This is a genomic window from Acidovorax sp. GW821-FHT09B03, assembly GCF_059418305.1.
Genome location: NZ_JBWKPP010000002.1, coordinates 168,671 through 190,870 on the forward strand (window position 1 = coordinate 168,671; position 22,200 = coordinate 190,870).

Below are 22,200 nucleotides of genomic sequence, written 5' to 3' on the forward strand. Positions count from 1 at the left end.
GCAAAGCACAAGAACCTGTTGCAAGGATCGACCATGAAATTCGACAACCTGCGCGTGGCCCACAAGATGTGGAGCGTGATCCTGGGCCTGCTGGCACTGATGCTGGTGACCGCCATCTGGACCCAGTGGTATGGGCGGCAGGTGACGGCCGAGACCGAGCGGTCGGTCGAGAAGTACGAGTCCGCCATCACCACGGCAGTGAGCTGGCGCGGGCTGGCCGAGGTGGCCGTCACCATGTCCATGGCCAGCTTCGTGACCACGGACGCAGCGCTCAAGGCTGACTTCGATACGCGCGTGGCGGCCCTCACGGCGCGCATCACGCCGGTGCAGGAAAAGATCGGCAAGAGCTCGGTGTCGGCCGATGACAAGGCCGCCCTGGCCCATGTCGCCGCCACCCGTGCCGACATCCGGGGGCAGACCGACAAGCTCAAGGAGCTGACCGACGCGGGCGACGCGGCGGCCAAGCAGGACTACCTGGCCAAGGTCTACCGCCCGAAGGCGGTGGCCTACCTGGAGGCCATCGACAAGTTCGTGGCAGTGCAGGAGCGCCAGCGCGACGCGGCGGTGCAGGCAGCCCGCGACTCGCGCGCCAGCCTGGTGGTGATCGGCGCGGTCGCCGCCATTGCCGTGGTGGTGCTGGGCATGTTGATGGCAGCCCTGCTGGTGCGCTCCATCACCCGCCCGCTCGATCGCGCCGTGTCGCTGGCCGAAGCCATCTCCGCCGGCGACCTCACGCAAAACATCCATGACGACCGCAAGGACGAACTCGGCGTGCTGACGCGTGCCCTGTCCGGCATGTCCACCCGCTTGCGCACCGTGGTGAGCGAGGTGCGCGTGGGCGTGGACTCGGTGTCCTCGGCCTCGGTGGAGATTGCCAATGGCAACCACGACCTGTCGGCGCGCACCGAGCAGACGGCCTCCAACCTCGAAGAGACGGCGGCCAGCATGGAGCAGCTCACGGCCACGGTGTCGCAATCGGCCGACACGGCGCGCCAGGCGAATCAACTGGCCGGTACCGCCGCCCAGGCGGCAGCACGCGGCGGCGAAGTCGTGGGCCAGGTGGTCAGCAGCATGCAGCAGATCACCGACAGCTCGCGCAAGATCGCCGACATCATCGGCACCATCGACGGCATCGCCTTCCAGACCAACATCCTGGCACTGAACGCCGCGGTGGAAGCAGCCCGTGCCGGCGAACAGGGCCGGGGCTTCGCCGTGGTGGCCAGCGAAGTGCGCAGCCTGGCGCAGCGCAGTGCCGAGGCGGCCAAGGAGATCAAGACCCTGATCGGTGCCAGCGTGGAGAACGTGGAATCGGGCTCGGCCCAGGTGGCGCAGGCCGGCCAGAGCATGGAAGAGATCGTCTCCAGCGTGCGCCGGGTGAGCGACCTGATCGGGGAGATCACGGCCTCATCAACCGAGCAGCGCGACGGCATTGCCCAGGTCAACCAGGCGGTGACGCACCTCGATCAGATGACGCAGCAGAACGCGGCGCTGGTGGAAGAGTCCACGGCGGCAGCCGCATCCATGCGCGACCAGGCACAGAAGCTGGCCGAGGTGGTGTCGATGTTCAACGTGGGAGCCATGCCGGCACGGGCGCCAGTGGCAGCACCGCCACGGCCTGCACCGGCTGCCAGCCGGCCGGTGGCCGCGCCAGTCCGCAAGGGCGTTGCCGGCAAAGCGCCCGCACCTGCCACCGCACGGCTCACGGCGTCGGCGCCCAAGCCGGCAGCGGCCCACAAGCCTGCTGCAGCCGGGCCAGCCCCCGCACCGGCCCCTCGGGCCACGGCCAAGGGCGGAGACGACGATTGGGAAAGCTTCTGAGGTCGTCCCCAGGGTTCCAGGCGCAGCGGCCTGGGGTGCATCGCCTTGACTGCCATTGGGCTGGTGGCGGCACCACGCCCGCCTGAATGTCTCTGGAGTGCTTCCTCCAAATTGGGGTTTTTCCCGGTGGGCTGAGGCATTTGCCGGCGCCCGGCTGTCGTAGGCTATGGGCTGTTGGATGTAATTAAATGTTTCTGCGGCCAGGTGCCCGCAGTCCATCGGGCATCCGGGCCAGATCCACAAGGGAAAGAGATCCATGCAATTCGACAATATCCGCGTCTCGCGCAAGCTCTGGGGTGCATTCCTGGGGCTGATGATCGCGATGCTGCTGCTCTCGAGCTTCGCCCAGAACCGCGGCAACAACGCCATGTCGTCGGCGATGGACGACATCATCGAGATCGAGGGGCGCATCTCCTCCGCCGTGCGCTGGCGCGGCGCCACCGAGACGGCCGTCAACATGGTGATGGGCGGCGCCGTGACCACCGATGCCGTGCTGGCCGAGCAGTACGGCGCCAAGGTCAAGGAGATCATCGGCGCCATCAACAAGGTGCAGGAGAAGATCGTCGCCTCGGCCACCGCGCCCGAGGAAAAGGCGGCGCTCGACAAGGTGCTCGATGCGCGCAAGGCCGTGCTGGCCGCCACCGCCAAGACCTGGGAGCTCAAGGGCGCGGGCGACGCCGTGGCCACGCAGCAGTTTGCGGACAGGGAGTTCGCACCCCTGGTCACGGTCTACCTCAAGGCCCAGGACGATTTTGTGGCGGTACTGGAAAAGCGCCGCGATGCGATCCGCGCCGACGCCACGGGCCGCCGCATCCAGAACGCCATTTCGGGGATCATCCTGTCCATGGTGCTGCTGGGGGTGGGCATCTTCCTGGCCTGGCGCCTGGTGCATTCCATCAGCGACCCGCTCGACCAGGCGGTCAAGACCATCGACGCCATCGCCGCGGGCGACCTCACGCGCGAGCTGCACGCCACGCGCAAGGACGAGTTCGGCCACATGCTGCGCTCGCTCTCGGCCATGTCGGCGCGCCTGCGCGGCGTGGTGACCGAAGTGCGCCACGGCGTGGACTCGGTGTCCTCGGCCTCGGTGGAGATCGCCAACGGCAACCACGACCTGTCGGCACGCACCGAGCAGACGGCCTCCAACCTCGAAGAGACGGCGGCCAGCATGGAGCAGCTCACGGCCACGGTGTCGCAATCGGCCGACACGGCGCGCCAGGCGAATCAACTGGCCGGTACCGCCGCCCAGGCGGCAGCACGCGGCGGCGAAGTCGTGGGCCAGGTGGTCAGCAGCATGCAGCAGATCACCGACAGCTCGCGCAAGATCGCCGACATCATCGGCACCATCGACGGCATCGCCTTCCAGACCAACATCCTGGCACTGAACGCCGCGGTGGAAGCAGCCCGTGCCGGCGAACAGGGCCGGGGCTTCGCCGTGGTGGCCAGCGAAGTGCGCAGCCTGGCGCAGCGCAGTGCCGAGGCGGCCAAGGAGATCAAGACCCTGATCGGTGCCAGCGTGGAGAACGTGGAATCGGGCTCGGCCCAGGTGGCGCAGGCCGGCCAGAGCATGGAAGAGATCGTCTCCAGCGTGCGCCGGGTGAGCGACCTGATCGGGGAGATCACGGCCTCATCAACCGAGCAGCGCGACGGCATTGCCCAGGTCAACCAGGCGGTGACGCACCTCGATCAGATGACGCAGCAGAACGCGGCGCTGGTGGAAGAGTCCACGGCGGCAGCCGCATCCATGCGCGACCAGGCACAGAAGCTGGCCGAGGTGGTGTCGATGTTCAACGTGGGAGCCATGCCGGCACGGGCGCCAGTGGCAGCACCGCCACGGCCTGCACCGGCTGCCAGCCGGCCGGTGGCCGCGCCAGTCCGCAAGGGCGTTGCCGGCAAAGCGCCCGCACCTGCCACCGCACGGCTCACTGCGTCCAAGCCGGCAGCCGCGGCCCACAAGCCCGCCCCCGCCGCAGCGGCCCCGCGTGCAACCGCCAAGGGTGGGGACGACGACTGGGAGAGCTTCTGACCCTGCGCCCGGAGCGCCAATACCCATGAAAGGGCAGCCCAGGCTGCCCTTTCTTCATGCAAGATCGGCCCCATCGCCATCGAAGAAAGGTCTGCCATGCCCCTGGTCAACATCCGCCTTGCCAACCGCGACATCCCCACCACCTCGGCCCAGAAGGCCGCGCTGATCGCCGGCGTCACCCGGCTCATGGTGGAGGTGCTCGACAAGAAGCCCGAGACCGTGACCGTCATCATCGACGAGGTCGATCCCGACAACTGGGGCGTGGGCGGCGAGCAGGTGACCGTGGTGCGCCAGCGCAGCAAGGGCCCGACCCAGGCCTGAGGAGGAGGGGGCACAGCCCCCCTCGCCTATACCCGACCAACTTCCTGACATATTTACTTACAGGTAGGATCGGCCGCACAAAGGCACACCCGTACGAAAGTCGGGGTCGCAAAGCTTCCGGTCTGAGACCTCGTGCGCGAGGGGGTATGGCAGCGGGGCCGCTGATTTCCGGATGACTTGCGTCCTCGGGTGACTTGCCGCCAGGCAGGGCGCCCCTTCAGGGCGCGCCACTGATCGCGTGCCCGCTTCTGCTCCCCGTGTGTCGACTGCCTTTGTGGCGCCCCTCCCGGGATGGACGGGGCTGGGCGCCCCTGTTCCAGTCCACACGATGAATCTCGGGGAAAAGCAATGAAGTTGAACGATATCCGGGTGGCCACCAAGATGTGGGGCACGATCCTGGGCCTGTTGGTGCTGATGCTGGGGGTGTTTGTCTTCACCCAGTACCGCTCCAGCCTGGCCATGGAAGCGGCGCTGGCCGACGTGCAGCGCTACGAATCCAACATCACCGCGGCGGTGCGCTGGCAGGGCCTGACCGAGACCAACACCGAGCGTTCGCTGGCCAGCATGGCGAGCTCCGACGAGGTGATCGAGAAATTCTTCGCCAGCCGCCAGGATGCGGGCTCGGCCCTCATCAGCGAGGTCCAGACGGGCGTGCGTGCCACGGCGGTGTCGGAGTCCGACAAGGCCGCGCTGGCCAAGGTGGGCGAAGCCCGCGGCACCCTGCTCGACACCCTCAAGAAGCTCCCCGCCGTCAAGGCATCGGCCGAGCCCGGCGCACGCAAGGAGTTTGCGCTCAAGGAATTCCTGCCGACCTCGGTGGCCTACGTCGATGCGCTCAAGGGCTTCGTCAAGGTGCAGGAGGCACAGCGCGACGCGGCCAAGATCGAGGCCCGGCATGCGCAGCGCAACGCCACGCTGCTCGGCCTGTCCAGCGCCGCCGTGGTGTTCGTGATCGGCATCGTGCTGGCCTCCCTGCTGGTGCGCTCGATCACGCGCCCGCTGGACCGCGCCGTGACCGTGGCCGGCGCGATTGCGGGCGGGGACCTGACCCAGCAGGTCCACTCCACGCGCAAGGACGAGTTCGGCCAGTTGCTGCAGGCCCTGTCGCTGATGGTGGGCAAGCTGCATGGCGTGGTGACGGAGGTGCGCCGCGGCGTGGATTCGGTGTCCACCGCCTCCAGCGAGATCGCCAACGGCAACCACGACCTGAGCAGCCGCACCGAGCAGACGGCCAGCAACCTGGAGGAGACGGCCGCCAGCATGGAACAGCTGACCGCCACGGTGTCCCAGTCCTCGGAAACGGCGCAGCAGGCCAACCAGCTGGCCGTGGGTGCGGCCCAGGCGGCCACCCATGGCGGCGAGGTGGTGGCCCAGGTGGTGGTCAGCATGCAGCAGATCAGCGATTCGTCCAGGAGGATCGCGGACATCATCGGCGTGATCGACGGCATCGCCTTCCAGACCAACATTTTGGCGTTGAACGCGGCGGTCGAGGCGGCCCGGGCGGGTGAGCAGGGCCGTGGCTTTGCGGTGGTGGCCGGCGAGGTGCGCAACCTCGCCCAGCGCAGCGCCCAGGCGGCCAAGGAGATCAAGACCCTGATCGGCGCCTCGGTGGAAACCGTGGAAAAGGGCTCGGCCCAGGTGAGCCAGGCGGGTCAGGCCATGGGCGAGATCGTGGGCGGCGTGCGCCGCATGACCGATTTGATCGCGGAGATCGCCGCGTCGGCGAGCGAGCAGCGCGATGGCATCGGGCAGGTGAACCAGGCGGTGACCAACCTGGACCAGATGACGCAGCAGAACGCCGCGCTGGTGGAGGAATCGGCCGCGGCAGCGGCGGCGCTGCGCGACCAGGCCCAGCACCTGGCCGAAGTGGTGTCGGTGTTCAACGTTGGCGCGGCGGCCGTGGGCTACGCCAGCACGCCTGCCGCAGCCCCGGTGCGCAAGTCCCCCGCAACTGCGCCGCAGCCCCCGAAGGCGGCGCCGGCCAAGGCGGCACTGCCGACCCGAAAGGGCGTTGCGCCGCGGCTCGCGGAAAAGGCCGCCAGCACCCAGGACGATGACCAGTGGGCGAGCTTCTGATGAACGCATTGAACCCGACCGCCGGCGTGCCGCTGGCCGCTGCAGGCCAGTACCTGAGCTTTCGCCTCGGCGAAGAAAACTACGGCATCGACATCATGAAGGTGCAGGAGATCCGCTCCTACGAGCAGCCAACGCGCATGCCCAGCGCCGCAGGCTTCCTGCTGGGCGTGGTGAACCTGCGCGGCGTGGTGGTTCCCATCCTCGATCTGCGCGTGCGCCTGCACTGCGCGGACAGCGCGTTCACGCCCTCCACCGTGGTGATCGTGATCGACCTGGGAACCCGCGTCGTGGGCGTGGTGGTGGATGCCGTGAGCGACGTGGTGACGCTGGAGCCCGGCATGGTGCACGCGGCCCCGGGGCTGTCGGGCGCGCCGGATGCGGGCTGCATCAATGGCCTGGCACAGGTCGGCGAGCGCATGCTGATCCTGCTCGACATTGATGCCCTGCTCGGCGATACGCCGCCGGTGCAGGCCGGCGAAGGGCTGGTACCCGCTGCCTGAGCGCTGCGCCGCTGGCGGGCGCGGGGCCGTCAGAGCTCGGCGCCCTCCACCAGGAACTGCACCTTGCGCTCGCCGCGCCACTCGTTGACATCGAGGCGAAAGGCCAGCAGCACGCGGGCCGGCAGCTGCTCGGTGTGGCCGAACCAGATCGCGTCGACCGGGTTGCCCTGGTGCATGAGCTTGATGGACAGGTGGTTCTTGGCCTCGCCCACCAGCCGCTGGCTCACCACCTGCACCTCTTCGCTGAAGGTTGGCGGCGCAAAGCCCTGGCCCCAGACCTCCTGGTGCAGCGTGTCCACGACGTCGGCGCGGCAGTACTCGGGGGCCAGCGGGCCATCGGTCTCGATGCGGCGCGTGAGCGTCGAGGCGTCGAGCCATTCCTGCGCCACCTGGGCCAGGGCCTGTTCGAAGGTATCGAAAGCCTCCTCGGCCACGGTACAGCCGGCCGCCATGGCATGGCCACCGAACTTGAGCAGCACGCCCGGGTGGCGCTTGGCCACCAGGTCGAGCGCGTCGCGCAGATGGAAACCGGGGATGGAGCGGCCCGATCCCTTGAGTTCATGCTCCTTGCCCGGCGCGCTGCTGGCAGCGAAGACGAAGGTCGGGCGGTGCAGCTTGTCCTTGATGCGCGAGGCGACGATGCCCACCACGCCTTCGTGGAAGTCGGGGTCGAAGACGCTGATCGCGGGCGGCGGGTCTTCGCTCTCGTCGAACAGGTTCTCGGCCATCAGCATGGCCTGCTCGCGCATGCCGCCTTCGATCTCGCGGCGTTCGCGGTTGATGGTGTCCAGTTGGCCGGCCAGGTGGTTCGCGCGGCCCGCGTCGTCGGTGAGCAGGCATTCGATGCCCAGCGTCATGTCGGCCAGGCGGCCGGCGGCGTTGATGCGCGGGCCCAGCGCAAAGCCGAAGTCGAAGGTGGTGGCCACGGGCGCCTTGCGGCCGGCCGCCGTGAACAGCGCCGCCACGCCCGCCGGCATGGCCCCCGCGCGGATGCGTCGCAGGCCCTGGGCCACCAGGCGGCGGTTGTTGGCGTCCAGGCGCACCACGTCGGCCACGGTACCCAGCGCGACGAGGGTGAGCAGCGGGTCCAGCTTGGGCTGGTTGGCGGTGTCGAACACGCCCCGCTTGCGCAGCTCCGAGCGCAGCTCCATGAGCACGTAGAACATCACGCCCACGCCGGCCAGGGACTTGCTCTCGAAGCTGCAGCCAGGCTGGTTGGGGTTGACCATGGCGTCGGCCGCGGGCAGCTCGGGTCCGGGCAGGTGGTGGTCGGTGACCAGCACCAGGAGGCCCAGGGCCTTGGCCTCGGCCACACCCTCGACGCTGGCGATGCCGTTGTCCACAGTGATCAGCACGTCGGCGCCGCGCTCCTTCACGCGGCGCGCAATCGGTGGCGTCAGGCCGTAGCCGTCGGTCACGCGGTCGGGCACCAGGTAGTCCACATGCTTTGCGCCCAGCAGGCGCAGGCCGCGCACGGCCACGGCGCAGGCGGTGGCACCATCGCAGTCGTAGTCGGCCACCACGCACAGGCGCAGGTCCCGGGCCATGGCATCGGCCAGCAGGCGGGCGGCGTCCCCGATGCCCTTGAGCCCGGCGGGCGGCAGCAGGCGGGCCAGCCCGTCGTCGAGTTCGTCCTTGTCGCGCACGCCGCGCGCGGCGTACAGGCGCGCGAGCAGTGGGTGCACGCCTGCCTGCTCCAGCGCCCAGGCGGCACGTGGGGGAATGTCTCTGGCCGTGATTTTCATAATTGGGATGCCACCTGGGCAAAGCGGGTGGGCTGGAAGTAGGCCTTCATGCGCTGCACCAGGCCGCGTGGGGCGCTGTGGAAGGCCAGGGCGGCACGCTCGCCGCACAGGGTGAGGCGCACGGCGCCGCCCTGCTCGGCCTGGCGCAGCAATGCGGCCACAGGGCCTGCGTCCAGCGCCGTCCAGGCAGCCGCCCAGGCGCGCCAGTCCTCGCGCAGCGCCGCGTCGCGCAAGGCCAGCGGCATCGAGGGCGCCGGCCCGGTGGCCGTGGCGGGCAGGGCGCCTGCGCCATGCACCCAGAAGGAGTTGACCGGGGGCAGGCCGCGCTCGGCCCGCGCGTCGTTGAAGGCATGGGTATAGAGCAGCATCTGCATCTCGCTGTGCAGGCGGTGCAGGGTGCGGGCCCGGGCGGCATCGGGCATCCAGGCACGCACGTCGCGCAGCAGCACGCGGTCGAGCGACGCCGTGGCCAGGTCGGCGAACAAGGGGCCTTGGGCGAGCCAGCGCGTGGGCTGGTCGTAGTGCAGGTGGATGCCGTCCTCGGCGAACCAGGGCGAGACGATGGCCAGCAGGGCGCGCGAGGACGCTTCATCGAGGCCCAGGGCCTCGGGGTCGCGCAGGGTCACGTGGTCGGTGGTCACCTGCCACTGGCAGGGGGCCACGAAGGCCCAGGCCTGGCCGTCCGCGGGCTGGCCCTGCTGCTGGCGGTACCAGGCGGCCCAGGGCGTGCGCCCGTCGTCCGGGGGCAGGCCCAGGGCCTGGGCCAGGGCGCGCTCATGGGGTGCAGAGAAGCTGGTTTCCTCGGCGCTGCTGGAGCCAGCGGGATCGGCTGCGAGCCGCGCCAGCAGGCGATCGAGGTGCGGCAAAGGCAGGCTGGCCAGCGTTTGCCGGCACCCCTCGGAGGCGCTGGCAGCGTAAGGGATGAGCAAATGGGGGATGTCCGACATCCCCCTATTGTCCGGGATGCCACAATCGCCTGCGCCGAGTCCGGTCCTCCTTCCGGGCCCAGCCCCTTTTTTCAACATGCAACTTCCCTACGAACTGGCCCTGGGCCTGCGCTACACCCGATCGGGCCGGGCCACGCGGCGCAACGGCTTCATTTCCTTCATCTCCGGTGCGTCCATGCTCGGCATCGCCCTGGGCGTGGCGGCGCTGATCGTGGTGCTCAGCGTCATGAACGGCTTCCAGAAGGAAGTGCGCGAGCGCATGCTGGGCGTGGTGGCCCATATCGAGGTCTTCGCCCCCCAGGGCGCGGCCATGCCGGATGCAGCCCGCACCATCGCCGAGGTGCGCCAGAACCCGGCCGTCACCGGCGCCGCCCCCTATGTGGCCGCCCAGGCCCTGATTGCCCACGGCGACGACATGAAGGGGGCCCTGGTGCGCGGCATCGATCCGGCCCTGGAAGGCTCGGTGACCTCGCTGGCGGCCTCGAACGCCGAGGTGCTGGCCACCCTGCTGCCCGGGCAGTTCCGCGTGGTGCTGGGCAGCGAGCTGGCCAAATCGCTCGGGGTAAAGGCCGGCGACGCCGCGACTCTGGTGGTGCCTGCCGGCCAGGGCGGTAGCCAGAGCGGCCCGCGCTACCAGCCGCTCACCGTGGCCGGCACGGTGGATTCGGGGCATTTCCAGTACGACTCCACCCTGGTCTGGATGCACCAGGCCGACGCCATGGCCACCTTCGGCCTGCGCGGGCCCACGGGCATCGGCCTCAAGCTGCAGGACCTGGAGCAGGCCAATGCCGTCGCCTACCAGCTGGCGCGCAGCGTGAGCGGCGACCTGCTGCTGCGCGACTGGACGCAGCAGAACCGCACCTGGTTCGAGGCCGTGCGCCTGCAAAAGCGCATGATGTTCATCATCCTGGCGCTGATCGTCGCCGTGGCGGCCTTCAACCTCGTCTCCACGCTGGTGATGACGGTCAACGACAAGCGCGCCGACATCGCTATCCTGCGCACGCTGGGCGCCAGCCCGAAAAGCATCATGGGCGTTTTCGTGGTGCAGGGCGCCATGGTGGGGGTGATCGGCACGCTGGCCGGCCTGGCCCTGGGCCTGTCCATCGCCTACAACATCGACGTCATCGTGCCGGCCATCGAGAAGGCGCTGGGTGCCACCTTCCTGCCCAAGGACATTTACCTCATCGACCGCATGCCCAGCGAGCCGCAGGGCGCCGACATCGTGCCCATCGCCCTCATCTCGCTGGCGCTGGCCTTCGTGGCGACCCTGTACCCGAGCTGGCGCGCCAGCCGCGTGAACCCCGCAGAAGCGCTGCGCTATGAATGACGGCGGCCTGACCTAGCTATGCAAATTCCCTACGAACTGGCCCTGGGCTGGCGCTACACCCGCGCAGGGCGTGCCACGCGTCGCGATGGCTTCATCTCGTTCATCTCGGGCGTGTCCATGCTGGGCATCGCCCTTGGTGTGGCGGCGCTGATCATCGTGCTCTCGGTGATGAACGGCTTCCAGCGCGAGGTGCGCGACCGCATGCTCAGCGTGGTCTCGCACATCGAGATCCTGGCGCCCCAGGGTGCGCCGCTGCCGGACGTGGCCACCACCCTGGCCGAGGTCAGGCGCAACCCGAACGTGACGGGCGCCGCGCCCTTCGTCGCCGCCCAGGCGCTGCTCTCGCGCGGCCAGGACATGCGCGGCGCGCTGGTGCGCGGCATCGACCCGGCGCTCGAAAGCTCGGTGACGGACCTGGCCGCGGGCAACGAGAAGACGCTCAAGCTCCTGGTGCCCGGCGAGTTCCGCGTGGTGCTGGGTGGCGAACTGGCCCGGGCCATGGGCGTGCGTGCGGGCGATACCGTGACTTTGATCGCGCCCGCAGGCCAGGTCACCCCGGCCGGCGTGGTGCCGCGCCTCAAGCAGATGACGGTAGCCGGCACCTTCGACTCGGGCCACTACGAATACGACGCGGCCCTGGTGCTGCTGCACCATGAGGACGCCCAGCGCATCTTCCGCCTCGAATCTCCTACGGGCATACGCCTCAAGCTCAAGGACGTGCACCAGGCGCGCGCCGTGGCCGCCGAGCTGGCCGGCACGGTGAGCGGCGGCCTGGTGGTGCGCGACTGGACGCAGCAGAACCGCACCTGGTTCGCCGCCGTGCAGCTCGAAAAGCGCATGATGTTCATCATCCTCACCCTGATCGTGGCGGTGGCGGCCTTCAACCTCGTCTCCACCCTGGTGATGACGGTGACCGACAAGCGCGCCGACATCGCCATCCTGCGCACCCTGGGCGCCAGCCCGAAGAGCATCATGGGCGTCTTCGTGGTGCAGGGCGCCATGGTGGGGGTGATCGGCACGCTGGCCGGCCTGGCCCTGGGCCTGGTCGTCGCCTTCCACATCGACGTGATCGTGCCGGCCATCGAGCACGCGCTCAACGCGAGCTTTCTGCCCAAGGACATCTACCTCATCAGCAAGATGCCGAGCGATCCGCAGAGCTCGGACATCGTCCCCATCGCCCTGATTTCCCTGGTGCTGGCCTTCGTGGCCACCCTGTACCCCAGCTGGCGCGCCAGCCGTGTGAACCCCGCCGAGGCGCTTCGCTATGAATAAGAACATCGCTCCATCCGCCACATCCCTGCCAGCCGCACCGCCCGCCTGGGGCGAGGTGGTGCTGCAGGCCCAGGGCTTGACCAAGCGCTTCACCGAAGGCCGGCTCGACGTGACCGTGCTGCACGGCGTGGACCTGCAGGTGCATGCGGGCGAGACCCTGGCCATCGTCGGTGCCTCGGGCTCGGGCAAGAGCACCCTGCTGCACCTGCTGGGTGGCCTGGATGCGCCCACGGCCGGCAGCGTGCGCCTCAAGGGCCATCAGCTGTCGTCGCTGTCGCCCGAGCAGCAGGGCCAGTTGCGCAACCAGCACCTGGGCTTCATCTACCAGTTCCACCACCTGCTGCCCGAGTTCACCGCGCTGGACAACGTGGCCATGCCGCTGCGCATTCGCCGAATGCCCCAGGAGCAGTGCCATGAGGAGGCTGCGCGCGTGCTCACCTCGGTGGGCCTCAAGGAGCGCCTGCACCACCGCCCCGCCGAGCTGTCGGGCGGCGAGCGCCAGCGCGTGGCCATTGCCCGCGCCCTGGTCACGCGCCCGGCCTGCGTGCTGGCCGACGAGCCCACGGGCAACCTGGACCGCAACACCGCCGACGGCGTCTTCGCGCTCATGCTGCAGCTGGCGCGCGAGCAGGGCACGGCCTTCGTGATGGTCACGCACGACGAATCGCTGGCCGCGCGCTGCGACCGGGTGGTGCACCTGGTGCTGGGCAAGCTCGGCTGAGGCAAGTGCCCGCCCGGTGGTGGCCGGCGGGGTGCGGGAACTGCTGGTTACCATCGCATCGCGCTGCGGTGCCATGGAAGGGTTCGCTTTGGCGCGATCCCGTCTTAAGATGCTCGCAGTTGGCTTCAGGAGATTCGCCCGATGACGGTTCCGGCATCCATACCCTCCGATGAAGTGCGCAGGCTGGAGGCTTTGCGCGCCCTCATGGTGCTGGACTCCCCTGCCGAGCCTTTGTTCGACTCCATCGCCCGCATGGCGGCCGATGTCTGCGGCGTGCCGATCGCGCTCATCAGCCTGGTCGATGCCGAGCGCCAGTGGTTCAAGGCGAGCGTCGGCCTGCCCGGTGTCAACGAGACGCCGCGCGACGTGGCCTTCTGCGCCCATGCCATCCTGTCGGATGAGCTCATGGAGGTGCACGACGCCGCGCAGGACGCCCGCTTCGCGCGCAATCCCCTGGTCACCGAGGCGCCCGACATCCGCTTCTATGCCGGCGCGCCCCTGGTGGCCGGCGATGGCGGCGACCGCGTGGGCACGCTGTGCGTCATCGACCGCCAGGCGCGCGAGCTCACGCCGCAGCAGCGGGCCACGCTGCGATCGCTCTCGGCCATGGTGTCGCAGGCGCTGGACATGCGCCGCGACCTGATCGCGCGCGCCTTCTCGGTGCGCCAGGAGTACGAGAAAGCCCTGTCCGAAAGCGAGCTGCGCTACCGCACCATGGTCGAGGCGCAGACCGAGATGGTGTCGCTGGCCTGGCCGCATGGCGAGGTGTTCTACGTCAACCCGGCCTATGCGCGCCATTTCGGCCTCGCGCCGCGCGACATGGTGGGCAAGGACCTGTTCTCGTACGTCGATCTGGCCGACCGGGAGGCGGTGCGCTCGCGCATAGCCGAGGTCTTTCGCACCGAGGGCACCACCCAGGGTGAGAACCGCATGCTCAGCGCCGACGGGGTCGAGCGCTGGATGGCCTGGACCAACAGCTTCCTGCGCGACAGCGAGCACCGGCCTTACCTGCACTCCGTCGGGCGTGACATCACGGCCCAGAAGGCGGCCGAACGGGCGCTGCTGGCCAGCCAGCAATTGCTGGAGCGCACGGGCCATGTAGCCCGCGTGGGCGGCTGGGAGCTCGACCTGCGCAGCCGCCGCGTCTCCTGGTCTGCCGAGACGCGGCGCATCCACGAAGTGCCCGCGGACTTCACGCCCAGTGTGGACAACGCCCTCGATTTCTACACGCCCGATGCGCAGCGCACCATGTCGGCCGCCGTGCGCCAGGCCACCATGACAGGCGTCTCGTGGGACCTGGAGGTGCCCCTGGTGACGGCCACCGGGCGCCGCATCTGGGTGCGCTCGGTCGGTGAGGCCGAGTACGAAGGCAGCGCTGTGGTGCGCCTGTTCGGCGCGTTCCAGGACGTGACCGAGCGCCGGCGCATGGCGCAGCAGCTGGCCAACAGCGAGCGCTTCGTGCGCCTGGTCACCGACGGGCTGCCGATCCGCATCGGCTACGTGGACCGGGAGTTGCGCTTTCGCTTTGCCAACCAGGCCGCATGCCAGCGCTTTGGCCTGGGCCGCGAGGAGGTCATCGGGCGCACGCGCGAGGAACTGCTGGGCGAGCCTGCCTCGCCCGAGGTGGCGCAGCGCGTGCAGCAGGTGCTGGCAGGCATGCCCCAGCGCTACGAGGCCGACGAGCTGCGCGATGGCGTGGTGCACCGCATCGAAAGCCAGCTCGTGCCCGACGTCTCCGACGATGGGCGGGTGCGCGGCTTCTTTTCCACGGGCATCGACATCACGCAGCGGGCCGCGGCCGAGCGTGGCCTGCGCGTGCTCACGGCCATCCTCGAGCACACCTCCGATTTCGTGGTGCAGACCGACCTCAAGGGCCGGGTCAGCTACATGAACCCCGCGGCGCGGAGGGCGCTCGGCTTTGCACCCGACGAGGACGTGGGCACCCACATGTTCACGGAGTTCAACACCCCCGAGACCAATGCGCTGTACGTGCAGGCCATCCTCCCGGCCGTCCGGGCCCACGGCATGTGGGTCGGTGAGACCACGGTGTACGCGGCCCGGCAGCGCGTGGTGCCGGTGAGCCACATGGTGATTGCCCACCGCGATGGGGAGGGGCGCATCCAGCACTTCTCGGCCATCATGCGCGACATCTCGGAGGCGGCGCAGGCGCGCGCGGCCCTGCTCAAGCAGACGGCCACCCTGCGCTCCATCACCGAGGCGCTGCCCTCGCTGGTGGCGGTGGTCGGGCCGGACGAGCGCTACCAGTTCGTCAACAGCGCCTTCGAGCGCTGGCACCGCGTGCCGCGCGAGCAGATCCTGGGCCGCAGCATGGAGGAATTCCTGGGTGCGGCAGAGTACCCGCGCACCCGGCCCCTGGTGCAGAAGGTGCTCGGTGGCGAGACCCTGACCTTCGACCAGGACCATCCCCAGCGCGTGCCGGCCAGCCACGTCACCATTCACTTCATTCCGCTGTGGTCCGAGCCAGGCGCGGTCGACGGCTTCGTCTCGATGGCGCAGGACGTCACCAGCTACCACCAGGAGGCCGGCCGGCTGCTGGAGCTGGCGCAGCACGACCCGCTCACCGGCCTGCTCAACCGGGCGGGCCTGCAGGCCTACGTGGGCCAGAAGGACCTGGCGGCGGAAGGCGCGCAGCTGGCCCTGCTCTACATCGACCTGGACCACTTCAAGCCGGTGAACGACGAGCACGGCCATCCCGTGGGGGACCTGCTGTTGCAGGCCTTCGCCCAGCGCCTGCTGGCCCTGGTGCGGCCCAGCGACGCGGTGGCCCGGCTGGGCGGTGACGAGTTCGCCGTGGTGCTGGCCGGCGTGCGCGAGCCGGCCCATGCCGAGGCCGTGGCCGGCAAGATCCTGGAGGCGGCGCACGCGCCGTTCGAGATCGGCGAACTGCGGCTGTCGGTCGGGGCCAGTGCGGGATTGGCGCTGGGCACCGATGCAGCCAGAGGCTGGGCCGATCTCATGGCCCGCGCCGATGAAAAGCTCTACCTGGCCAAGCGGTCCGGCCGGGGCCAGTTCCAGGGCGGCTGATGCCCTACATCACCCGCCCGTACCACCAGACCGACAGGCCGGCCGCGAGCAGCGCCAGTGCCGCACCGACCAGCGCGAACAGCGCCGAGATCTCGGTCTCCTTCTTCTCCACCGTGAGGCGCGAGCTCAGCGTCTCGTAGACCTTCTTGAGGTCCGCCGCCGTGGCGGCGTGGAAGTATTCGGCCGCGGTGCGGGTGGCGACGGCCTTCAGGGTCTCCTCATCCAGGCGCACGCGCATGGACCAGCCCTCGAAGCCGATGGTCTCGCCCTGCAGCGTGCCCACGCCCACGGTGTAGACGCGCACGCCGCGGTCGGCTGCCCACTTGGCGGCCTCGAGCGGGTCCACACCGGTGGTGCGCTGCCCGTCGGTCAGCATGATGATGGCGGCCGAGTTGTAGGAGCCCGGCGCCACCGGCGTGAAGGGCTTGGCGGGGTCCTGCTTGTTGAGCTCGTCCAGGGGGCGCGGCTTCATCGCCTGGCGCCCGCCCAGGGCCGAGATGTCGATGCCGGCATCGGGGAAGATGGTGGCCAGCGACAGCATGATGCCGTTGCCCGTGGCCGTGCCGCGCTGCAGCTGGAAGCTGTCGATAGCCTTGACCAGGTCCTCGCGGCTCTGCGTGGGCAGTTGCGCCAGCTGGGCGCTGCCGGCAAAGGCCACGATGCCCACGCGCACATGGCGCGGCAGCTCGGCGATGAAGGCCTTGGCCGCGTCCTGCGCGGCGGTGATGCGGTCGGGCTGCACGTCGGTGGCGCGCATGCTGCCCGAGACGTCCATGGCCAGCATGATGGTCTGGTCCTGCGAGGGCAGGGTGATCACCGCCAGCGGCCGGGCCGCGGCCAGCAGCAGGGCCACCAGCGCCAGCAGGAAAAGAAAGGGCGGGATGTGCCGGCGCAGGTGCTGGGCCGGGCCCATGGCCTCGCGCACCAGTGCCAGGCTGGAGTAGCTCAGCGCCGTTTTCTTGCGCCGGTGCAGCAGCCACCAGTACAGCAGTACCAGGAGCGGCACGGCCAGCAGCATCCAGAGCAGGGTGGGCCAGAGAAAGACCATGGTGGCGTGTCCTGTGTTGTCAGGCGGCGGCCTGCGGGGCCGTCCATTGGAACGAGGGGTGCGATGGCGGCCGCACGCGGTGCTGGCGCAGGTCCATGAAGCGCAGCAGCGCATCCACCAGGTCGTCGTCGGTGCGCAGCTCCAGCGTATCGGCCCCGGCCCTGGCCAGGCCGTCGCGCAGCACGGCCTCGCGCTGGGCCGCCAGGCGCGCAAAGCGGTGGCGAAAGCCGCTGTCGTGCGTGTCCACCTGCAGCTGCTCGCCGCTTTCGGCATCGCGCAGCGTGACCAGGCCCACGTCGGGCAGTTCCAGCTCCAGCGGATCGAGCAGGCGCACGCTCACCACGTCGTGCCGCCTGGCGAGCTGGGCCAGCGGCTTCTCCCAGCCGGGGGCGCTGATGAAGTCCGACACCACGAACACCGTGGAACGCCGGCGCAAGGTCCCCAAAGCGCCCTGCAGCAGCAGGTGCAGCTCGGTGCTGCCCGATTGCAGCTTGGGCGCGGGCTTGAGCAGCTGGTGCACCAGGTGCAGCACATGGGCACGGCTGCTGCGCGGGGGCAGCACGGTGTCCACGGCCCGTGCTGGCGCGCCGCCGGCACCGTAGAGCATGGCACCCACCCGGTTGCCATGGCGCGTGAGCAGGCGCGAGAGCACGGCCACGAATCCGGTCAGGATGTCGCGCTTGGCGTTGCCTTGGGGCCCGAAGTTGACCGAGGGGCTCAGGTCCAGCAGGAACCAGGCCGACATCTCGCGGTCCTCGGTGAACACACGCACGTGGGGCAGGTTCAGCCGGGCCGTCACGTTCCAGTCGATGTGGCGCACGTCGTCGTGCGGCTGGTACTCGCGCAGGTCCGCCAGGTCCAGCCCGGCGCCGCGCATCAGCGTGCGGTAGTCGCCCTGCAGCAGCCCGTCGAGCCGGCGGATGACGCTCCACTCCAGCTGCCGCAGCAGGCGGTCGGCCTGGCCGGGCAGGGTGGGGAGCGCGCGCGGCGGCGCAGCCCCTGTTGTGTCAGGCGGCTTTTTGCTCATGGTGCAGTGGCTTGGCAGGGGCGGGCACCTTGGCCATGATGCGCGCGATCAGCGCGTCGGCATCCAGGCCTTCGGCCAGGGCTTCGTAGGACAGGGACAGGCGGTGGCGCAGCACGTCGGCCGCCAGGTCGGTCATGTCCTCGGGCAACACATAGCTGCGCCCGCGCAGCATGGCCAGGGCCTGGGCGCCTTCGGCCAGGCAGATGGTGGCGCGCGGGCTGGCGCCGCAGGCAATGAAGCCGGCCAGGTCCTTGAGGTCGTGGCGCGCCGGTGCGCGGGTGGCGGCCACCAGCTTCACGGCGTACTGCAGCAGCGAGGGGTCGACGTAGACCTCCCGGCACTCGGCCTGCAGCGCGGCCAGCTGGGCGGTGGTGGCCACGGGCAGCACCTGCACCGGCTTGTCCAGCGCGCGCTGGGCGATCACGAATTCCTCTTCCTCGGTCGGGTAGTCGATCAGCACCTTCATCATGAAGCGGTCCACCTGGGCCTCGGGCAGGGCGTAGGTGCCCTCGGTCTCGATCGGGTTCTGCGTGGCCATCACCAGGAAGGGCGAGGGCACCTTGTGCGTTTCGCCGGCGATCGTCACCTGGCGCTCCTGCATCACCTCGAGCAGCGCGCTCTGCACCTTGGCGGGGGCGCGGTTGATTTCGTCGGCCAGCAGCAGGTGGGTGAACACCGGGCCCAGCGAGGTGCTGAACTCGCCCGTCTTCTGGTTGTACATGCGGGTGCCGACCAGGTCGGCGGGCACCAGGTCGGGCGTGAACTGGATGCGCTTGAAGCTGCCCTGGATGGTGCTTGCCAGGGTTTTCACGGTCAGGGTCTTGGCCAGGCCCGGCACGCCCTCGACCAGCAGGTGGCCCTGGGCCAGCATGGCCACCATCACGCGTTCCAGGAAGCGGTCCTGCCCCACCACGACGCGCTTGACTTCGTAGAGCACCTGCTCCATCAGTGTGGCGGTGGCGGCATTCGAGGCAGAGGGCAGCGGGGTCGATTCCATGGGACTCCTTGCGATGGGTGAAAGTAGAGTTCAGAAAGGCGACATGCCCACGGCCGAGGCCGCGTTCTCGATGGGCACGGCAAAGCCGATGCCGATGAAGGTGCGTGCCGGCGTGGGGTTCAGGATGGCGGTGACGATGCCGACCACCTCGCCGTCCATGGTGACCAGCGGCCCCCCCGAGTTGCCGGGGTTGGCCGCCGCGTCGAACTGGATCAGGTTGCCCAGCTCGCGCTTGCCCTCGGGCGAGGTGAACTGGCGCCCCAGGCCCGAAATCACGCCCGCCGAGGCCGACGGCCCGATACCGAAGGGAAAGCCCACCACGGCGACCTGGTCGCCCGGGCGCAGGTCGTTGGTGGAGCGCAGGGAGGCGGCTTCCAGGTCGTCGGGCACCTTGTGGGCCTGGAGCACGGCCAGGTCGTTCTCGGGCTGCACGCCAGTGATGGTGGCCGTGGTCTGCAGCCCGTCGTGGAAGGTCAGCTGGATGCGGTCGGACCCCTGCACCACGTGCAGGTTGGTGAGGATCACGCCCTTGTCGACGATCACCACGCCCGTGCCCACGCCGCGTTCCACCTCTTCCTTGCCGCTCTTGCTGCGCCCGAAGCCGACCACGCGCACCACCGAGGGCGCGATGGTTTCCACGGCGCGCGCCGCGGCCGAGGGCAGAGTGGTGGTTTCCAGCGTGCGCAGCACCGCCTTGTCGATGTCTTCCTGGGTGAGCTTGCGGGGCACGGTGCGCTGGCTCTGCCAGACGCTTGTGAGCAGCAGGGCGGCCAGCAGCAGCACGGCCGCCCACAGGGCGTAGAGGTTGCGGCGCGACAGGGTGACCGCCTGGGGCCTGCCAGCGGGCTGGCTGGGGGCGGGCGCCGCAGCAGAAGCCGCCGCCTCGGGCACAGCGCTGCTCGGGGCCGCGGCCCCGGAAGGGCGGCGGGCGGGGCGGGAGCTGCTGTAGACAGTGGGTCTGGGCATCCTGTCACCTTCCGGTACACCTGGGCGCGGTGCATGGTTTCACAGTAGCACGGATCGCGCCCTTGTGCATCCCCCGGGGTTTCATGGTGCATCATGTTTCCATGAGCTTCTGGATAGATACCCATTGCCACCTCGATGCCCCCGAGCTGGCGCCCGATGTGGATGCCGTGCGTGCACGGGCCCGTGCGGCGGGCGTGGCGCACTGCGTACTGCCGGCGGTGCAGCGCTCCAACTGGGACGATGTGCGCACGCTCGCGCACCAGCATGGGGACAGCTATGCCCTGGGAATCCACCCCCTGTGCACCGGCAGTGCCGCGGATGAAGACCTGGAATGGCTGGCGCAGGCGTTGGCGCAGCATCGGAACGACCCGCGCCTGGTCGCCGTGGGCGAGATCGGGCTGGATTACTTCGTGCCGGGGCTCGACCCGGACCGGCAGGAGCACTTCTACCGCGAGCAGCTCAAGCTGGCGCGGCGTTTCGAACTGCCCGTGATCCTGCACGTGCGCCGCTCGGCCGATCGGCTGCTCAAGGGCCTGCGCGAGGTGAAGGGCCTGTCGGGCATCGCCCACGCCTTCAATGGCAGCGCGCAGCAGGCCCAGGCCTTCTTGGACCTGGGGTTCAAGCTGGGGTTTGGCGGAGCGGTCACCTATGACCGGGCCCTGCAGCTGCGCCGCCTGGCCACCGAGTTGCCGCTCGGCTGCCTGGTGATGGAGACCGATTCCCCCGACATCCCGCCGCACTGGCTCTACACCACCGCTGCCGAGCGCGAGGCAGGCCGGCCCCAGGGGCGCAACACCCCGGGCGAGCTGCCGCGCATCGGCGAGGAGGTGGCCGAACTGCGCGGCATGCCGGTGCAGGCGCTGGCCGAGGCCTCCACCGCCAACGCGCTGGCGGCCCTGCCGCGCCTGGCGCCCCTGCTCCAAGGCCGGCCGCAAGCGTCACCGTCTTTTACCGATTCTTGACAGTCGGTTGGGGTTTTTAGCTATATATTTGATAGTGATCGGATGCCTGTGCATCCGGCCTTCCACGCCGCATGCCTTCCACCTCCACCACGTTGCCGCCCAACGATGCCGCCCCCCGCCTGGCCGGACTGCCCGCCGTGGTATCCGCCAGCACCGTCGTGCTGGTGCTGGGCAGCTTCCCCGGCGCGGCCTCGCTGCGTGCGCAGCAGTACTATGGGCACCCGCAGAACCACTTCTGGCGCATCCTGCAGGCGCTCTGGCCGCAGCACCCCCTGCCGGGGCCTGCTGGGCCTGCCAGCTATGCCGAGCGCTGCGAATGGCTGCTGGCGCGGGGCCTGGGTTTGTGGGACGTGTATGCCAGCTGCGAGCGCGAGGGCAGCCTGGACGCCGACATCCGCCATGCCGTGGTGAACGATTTTGCTGCGCTGCGCGATGTGGCGCCGCGCCTGGCCGCCATCGCCCACAATGGGGGCGAAAGCTACAAGCACGCAGCGCGCACCGCGGCCCTGGGCGTGCCGGTGCACAAACTGCCCTCCACCAGCCCGGCCAACGCCTCCTGGAGCTTTGAGCGCAAACTGAACGCGTGGGCCGAACTGATGGCCCGCTACCGACTGACCTGAATGACCCGCAAGAAGACCAGCACCGCCGAACTGCCTGAAGTCAGCGTCTCCGACGATGGCGAAGTGCGCCACCTGCACCTGGGCACGCCCTGGATCCAGGGCTCCATGCGCGTGGACGAACCGTTCGCGCTGGAGCTCGAATACGTGCAGCGCATGATGGCCTGGCTGCTCTTCGTCGAGCCCGCCTCGGTGAGCAAGCGCCACGCCATGCAGTTGGGCCTGGGGGCGGGCGCCATCACCAAGTTCTGCCACAAGAAGCTGCGCCTGTGCGCCACGGCCATCGAGCTCAACCCGCAGGTGGTGGCCGTGTGCCGCCAGTGGTTCAAGCTGCCGCCCGACGGCCCCAAGCTGCGCGTGGTGCTGGCCGATGCGGCCAGGGAGATCCAGAACCCCATGTGGCTGGGCACCGTCGATGCGCTCGCCGTGGACCTGTACGACCACGACGCGGCCGCGCCCGTGCTCGACAGCCCCGACTTCTACGCCGACTGCCGGGCCCTGCTGTCCGAGGATGGCAGCATGACCGTGAACCTGTTCGGCCGCTCCTCCAGCTACGAGAAGAGCCTCCAAAGCATGGCCAGCGCCTTTGGCGAGGACGCGCTGTGGGCCTTCAAGCCCACGCGCGAAGGCAATACCGTGGTGCTGGCCCAGCGCACGCCCACCCGCCCCAAGCGCGCCGAACTGGCCGCCCGGGCCGAGGCCATCCAGGCCCGCTGGGACCTGCCCACGGCGAAGTGGATGCGCGTTTTCAAGCCGGTGGCTTGAACATGCGGGTCCCCATTTAT

18 protein-coding genes and 1 riboswitch are annotated in these 22,200 nt (G+C 69.6%); of the genes, 12 read left to right on the forward strand and 6 right to left on the reverse strand.

Features of this window, described 5'->3' with window-relative positions:
• Positions 1-33 precede the first annotated feature (33 nt).
• The 5 genes from AC07PA_RS04145 (at position 34) to AC07PA_RS04165 (ending at position 6,741) form a co-directional block, all read left to right on the forward strand.
• Entirely contained in the window at positions 34-1,818 is a 1,785-nt protein-coding gene (locus tag AC07PA_RS04145; RefSeq protein ID WP_494604360.1) for a methyl-accepting chemotaxis protein, read from the forward strand.
• Positions 1,819-2,074: 256 nt separating this feature from the next.
• Positions 2,075-3,844, forward strand: coding sequence for a methyl-accepting chemotaxis protein (locus tag AC07PA_RS04150; protein WP_494604362.1), 1,770 nt, complete (start codon positions 2,075-2,077; stop codon positions 3,842-3,844).
• A gap of 96 nt (positions 3,845-3,940) precedes the next feature.
• The gene (locus tag AC07PA_RS04155) at positions 3,941-4,165 is read left to right on the forward strand and encodes a tautomerase family protein (RefSeq protein ID WP_007856801.1); all 225 of its coding nucleotides are present in this window, start codon (positions 3,941-3,943) and stop codon (positions 4,163-4,165) included.
• A 72-nt stretch (positions 4,166-4,237) separates the two neighbouring features.
• Positions 4,238-4,331: riboswitch (cyclic di-GMP riboswitch) on the forward strand.
• 182 nt (positions 4,332-4,513) lie between these two features.
• Positions 4,514-6,241, forward strand: a complete 1,728-nt coding sequence (locus tag AC07PA_RS04160) for a methyl-accepting chemotaxis protein (RefSeq protein ID WP_494604364.1) — start codon at positions 4,514-4,516, stop codon at positions 6,239-6,241.
• Positions 6,241-6,741 carry a chemotaxis protein CheW gene (locus AC07PA_RS04165; protein WP_494604366.1) on the forward strand — a complete coding sequence of 167 codons (501 nt, stop codon included), beginning with the start codon at positions 6,241-6,243 and terminating at the stop codon, positions 6,739-6,741. Before AC07PA_RS04160 ends, AC07PA_RS04165 begins: the two co-directional genes overlap by 1 nt.
• 29 nt (positions 6,742-6,770) lie before the next feature.
• Here AC07PA_RS04165 and recJ read toward each other — a convergent pair whose 3' ends face one another.
• Both recJ and AC07PA_RS04175 read right to left on the reverse strand, forming a co-directional pair.
• Positions 6,771-8,486 (reverse strand): single-stranded-DNA-specific exonuclease RecJ, encoded by a 1,716-nt coding sequence (gene recJ, locus AC07PA_RS04170; RefSeq protein ID WP_494604368.1) that lies wholly within the window; start codon positions 8,484-8,486, stop codon positions 6,771-6,773.
• Entirely contained in the window at positions 8,483-9,433 is a 951-nt protein-coding gene (locus AC07PA_RS04175; protein ID WP_494604370.1) for a phosphoglycerate mutase, read from the reverse strand. The genes recJ and AC07PA_RS04175 overlap by 4 nt, the downstream gene beginning before the upstream one ends.
• Before the next feature lie 76 nt (positions 9,434-9,509).
• On the opposite strand from AC07PA_RS04175, the gene AC07PA_RS04180 reads away from it, so the two are divergent.
• From AC07PA_RS04180 to AC07PA_RS04195, 4 genes are all read left to right on the forward strand, one after another.
• Positions 9,510-10,760, forward strand: a complete 1,251-nt coding sequence (locus AC07PA_RS04180; RefSeq protein ID WP_494604372.1) for a lipoprotein-releasing ABC transporter permease subunit — start codon at positions 9,510-9,512, stop codon at positions 10,758-10,760.
• Between the two features lie 18 nt (positions 10,761-10,778).
• A complete protein-coding gene (locus AC07PA_RS04185; protein WP_494604374.1) occupies positions 10,779-12,032 on the forward strand; it encodes a lipoprotein-releasing ABC transporter permease subunit in 1,254 nt (417 codons plus the stop codon).
• The gene (lolD, locus tag AC07PA_RS04190) at positions 12,025-12,753 is read left to right on the forward strand and encodes a lipoprotein-releasing ABC transporter ATP-binding protein LolD (RefSeq protein ID WP_494604376.1); all 729 of its coding nucleotides are present in this window, start codon (positions 12,025-12,027) and stop codon (positions 12,751-12,753) included. The genes AC07PA_RS04185 and lolD overlap by 8 nt, the downstream gene beginning before the upstream one ends.
• A gap of 141 nt (positions 12,754-12,894) precedes the next feature.
• Positions 12,895-15,798: a sensor domain-containing diguanylate cyclase gene (locus AC07PA_RS04195; protein ID WP_494604378.1), complete on the forward strand. Its 2,904-nt coding sequence runs from the start codon at positions 12,895-12,897 to the stop codon at positions 15,796-15,798.
• Positions 15,799-15,802: 4 nt separating this feature from the next.
• On the opposite strand, the gene AC07PA_RS04200 is transcribed toward AC07PA_RS04195, so the two are convergent.
• The 4 genes from AC07PA_RS04200 to AC07PA_RS04215 are packed head-to-tail and all read right to left on the reverse strand — an operon-like array spanning position 15,803 to position 19,836.
• Complete coding sequence (locus AC07PA_RS04200) at positions 15,803-16,846, reverse strand: VWA domain-containing protein (RefSeq protein ID WP_494604380.1); 1,044 nt, start codon at positions 16,844-16,846, stop codon at positions 15,803-15,805.
• Positions 16,847-16,865: 19 nt separating this feature from the next.
• Positions 16,866-17,873: a DUF58 domain-containing protein gene (locus tag AC07PA_RS04205; RefSeq protein WP_494604382.1), complete on the reverse strand. Its 1,008-nt coding sequence runs from the start codon at positions 17,871-17,873 to the stop codon at positions 16,866-16,868.
• Positions 17,854-18,870 carry an AAA family ATPase gene (locus AC07PA_RS04210; protein ID WP_494604384.1) on the reverse strand — a complete coding sequence of 339 codons (1,017 nt, stop codon included), beginning with the start codon at positions 18,868-18,870 and terminating at the stop codon, positions 17,854-17,856. The genes AC07PA_RS04205 and AC07PA_RS04210 overlap by 20 nt, the downstream gene beginning before the upstream one ends.
• 30 nt (positions 18,871-18,900) lie before the next feature.
• Positions 18,901-19,836 (reverse strand): S1C family serine protease, encoded by a 936-nt coding sequence (locus AC07PA_RS04215; RefSeq protein WP_494604386.1) that lies wholly within the window; start codon positions 19,834-19,836, stop codon positions 18,901-18,903.
• Positions 19,837-19,937: 101 nt separating this feature from the next.
• On the opposite strand from AC07PA_RS04215, the gene AC07PA_RS04220 reads away from it, so the two are divergent.
• From AC07PA_RS04220 to AC07PA_RS04230, 3 genes are all read left to right on the forward strand, one after another.
• Entirely contained in the window at positions 19,938-20,798 is an 861-nt protein-coding gene (locus AC07PA_RS04220; RefSeq protein ID WP_007852830.1) for a TatD family hydrolase, read from the forward strand.
• 71 nt (positions 20,799-20,869) lie between these two features.
• Positions 20,870-21,418: a DNA-deoxyinosine glycosylase gene (locus AC07PA_RS04225; RefSeq protein WP_007852832.1), complete on the forward strand. Its 549-nt coding sequence runs from the start codon at positions 20,870-20,872 to the stop codon at positions 21,416-21,418.
• Positions 21,419-22,180: a class I SAM-dependent methyltransferase gene (locus AC07PA_RS04230; protein WP_007852834.1), complete on the forward strand. Its 762-nt coding sequence runs from the start codon at positions 21,419-21,421 to the stop codon at positions 22,178-22,180.
• Positions 22,181-22,200 lie beyond the last annotated feature (20 nt).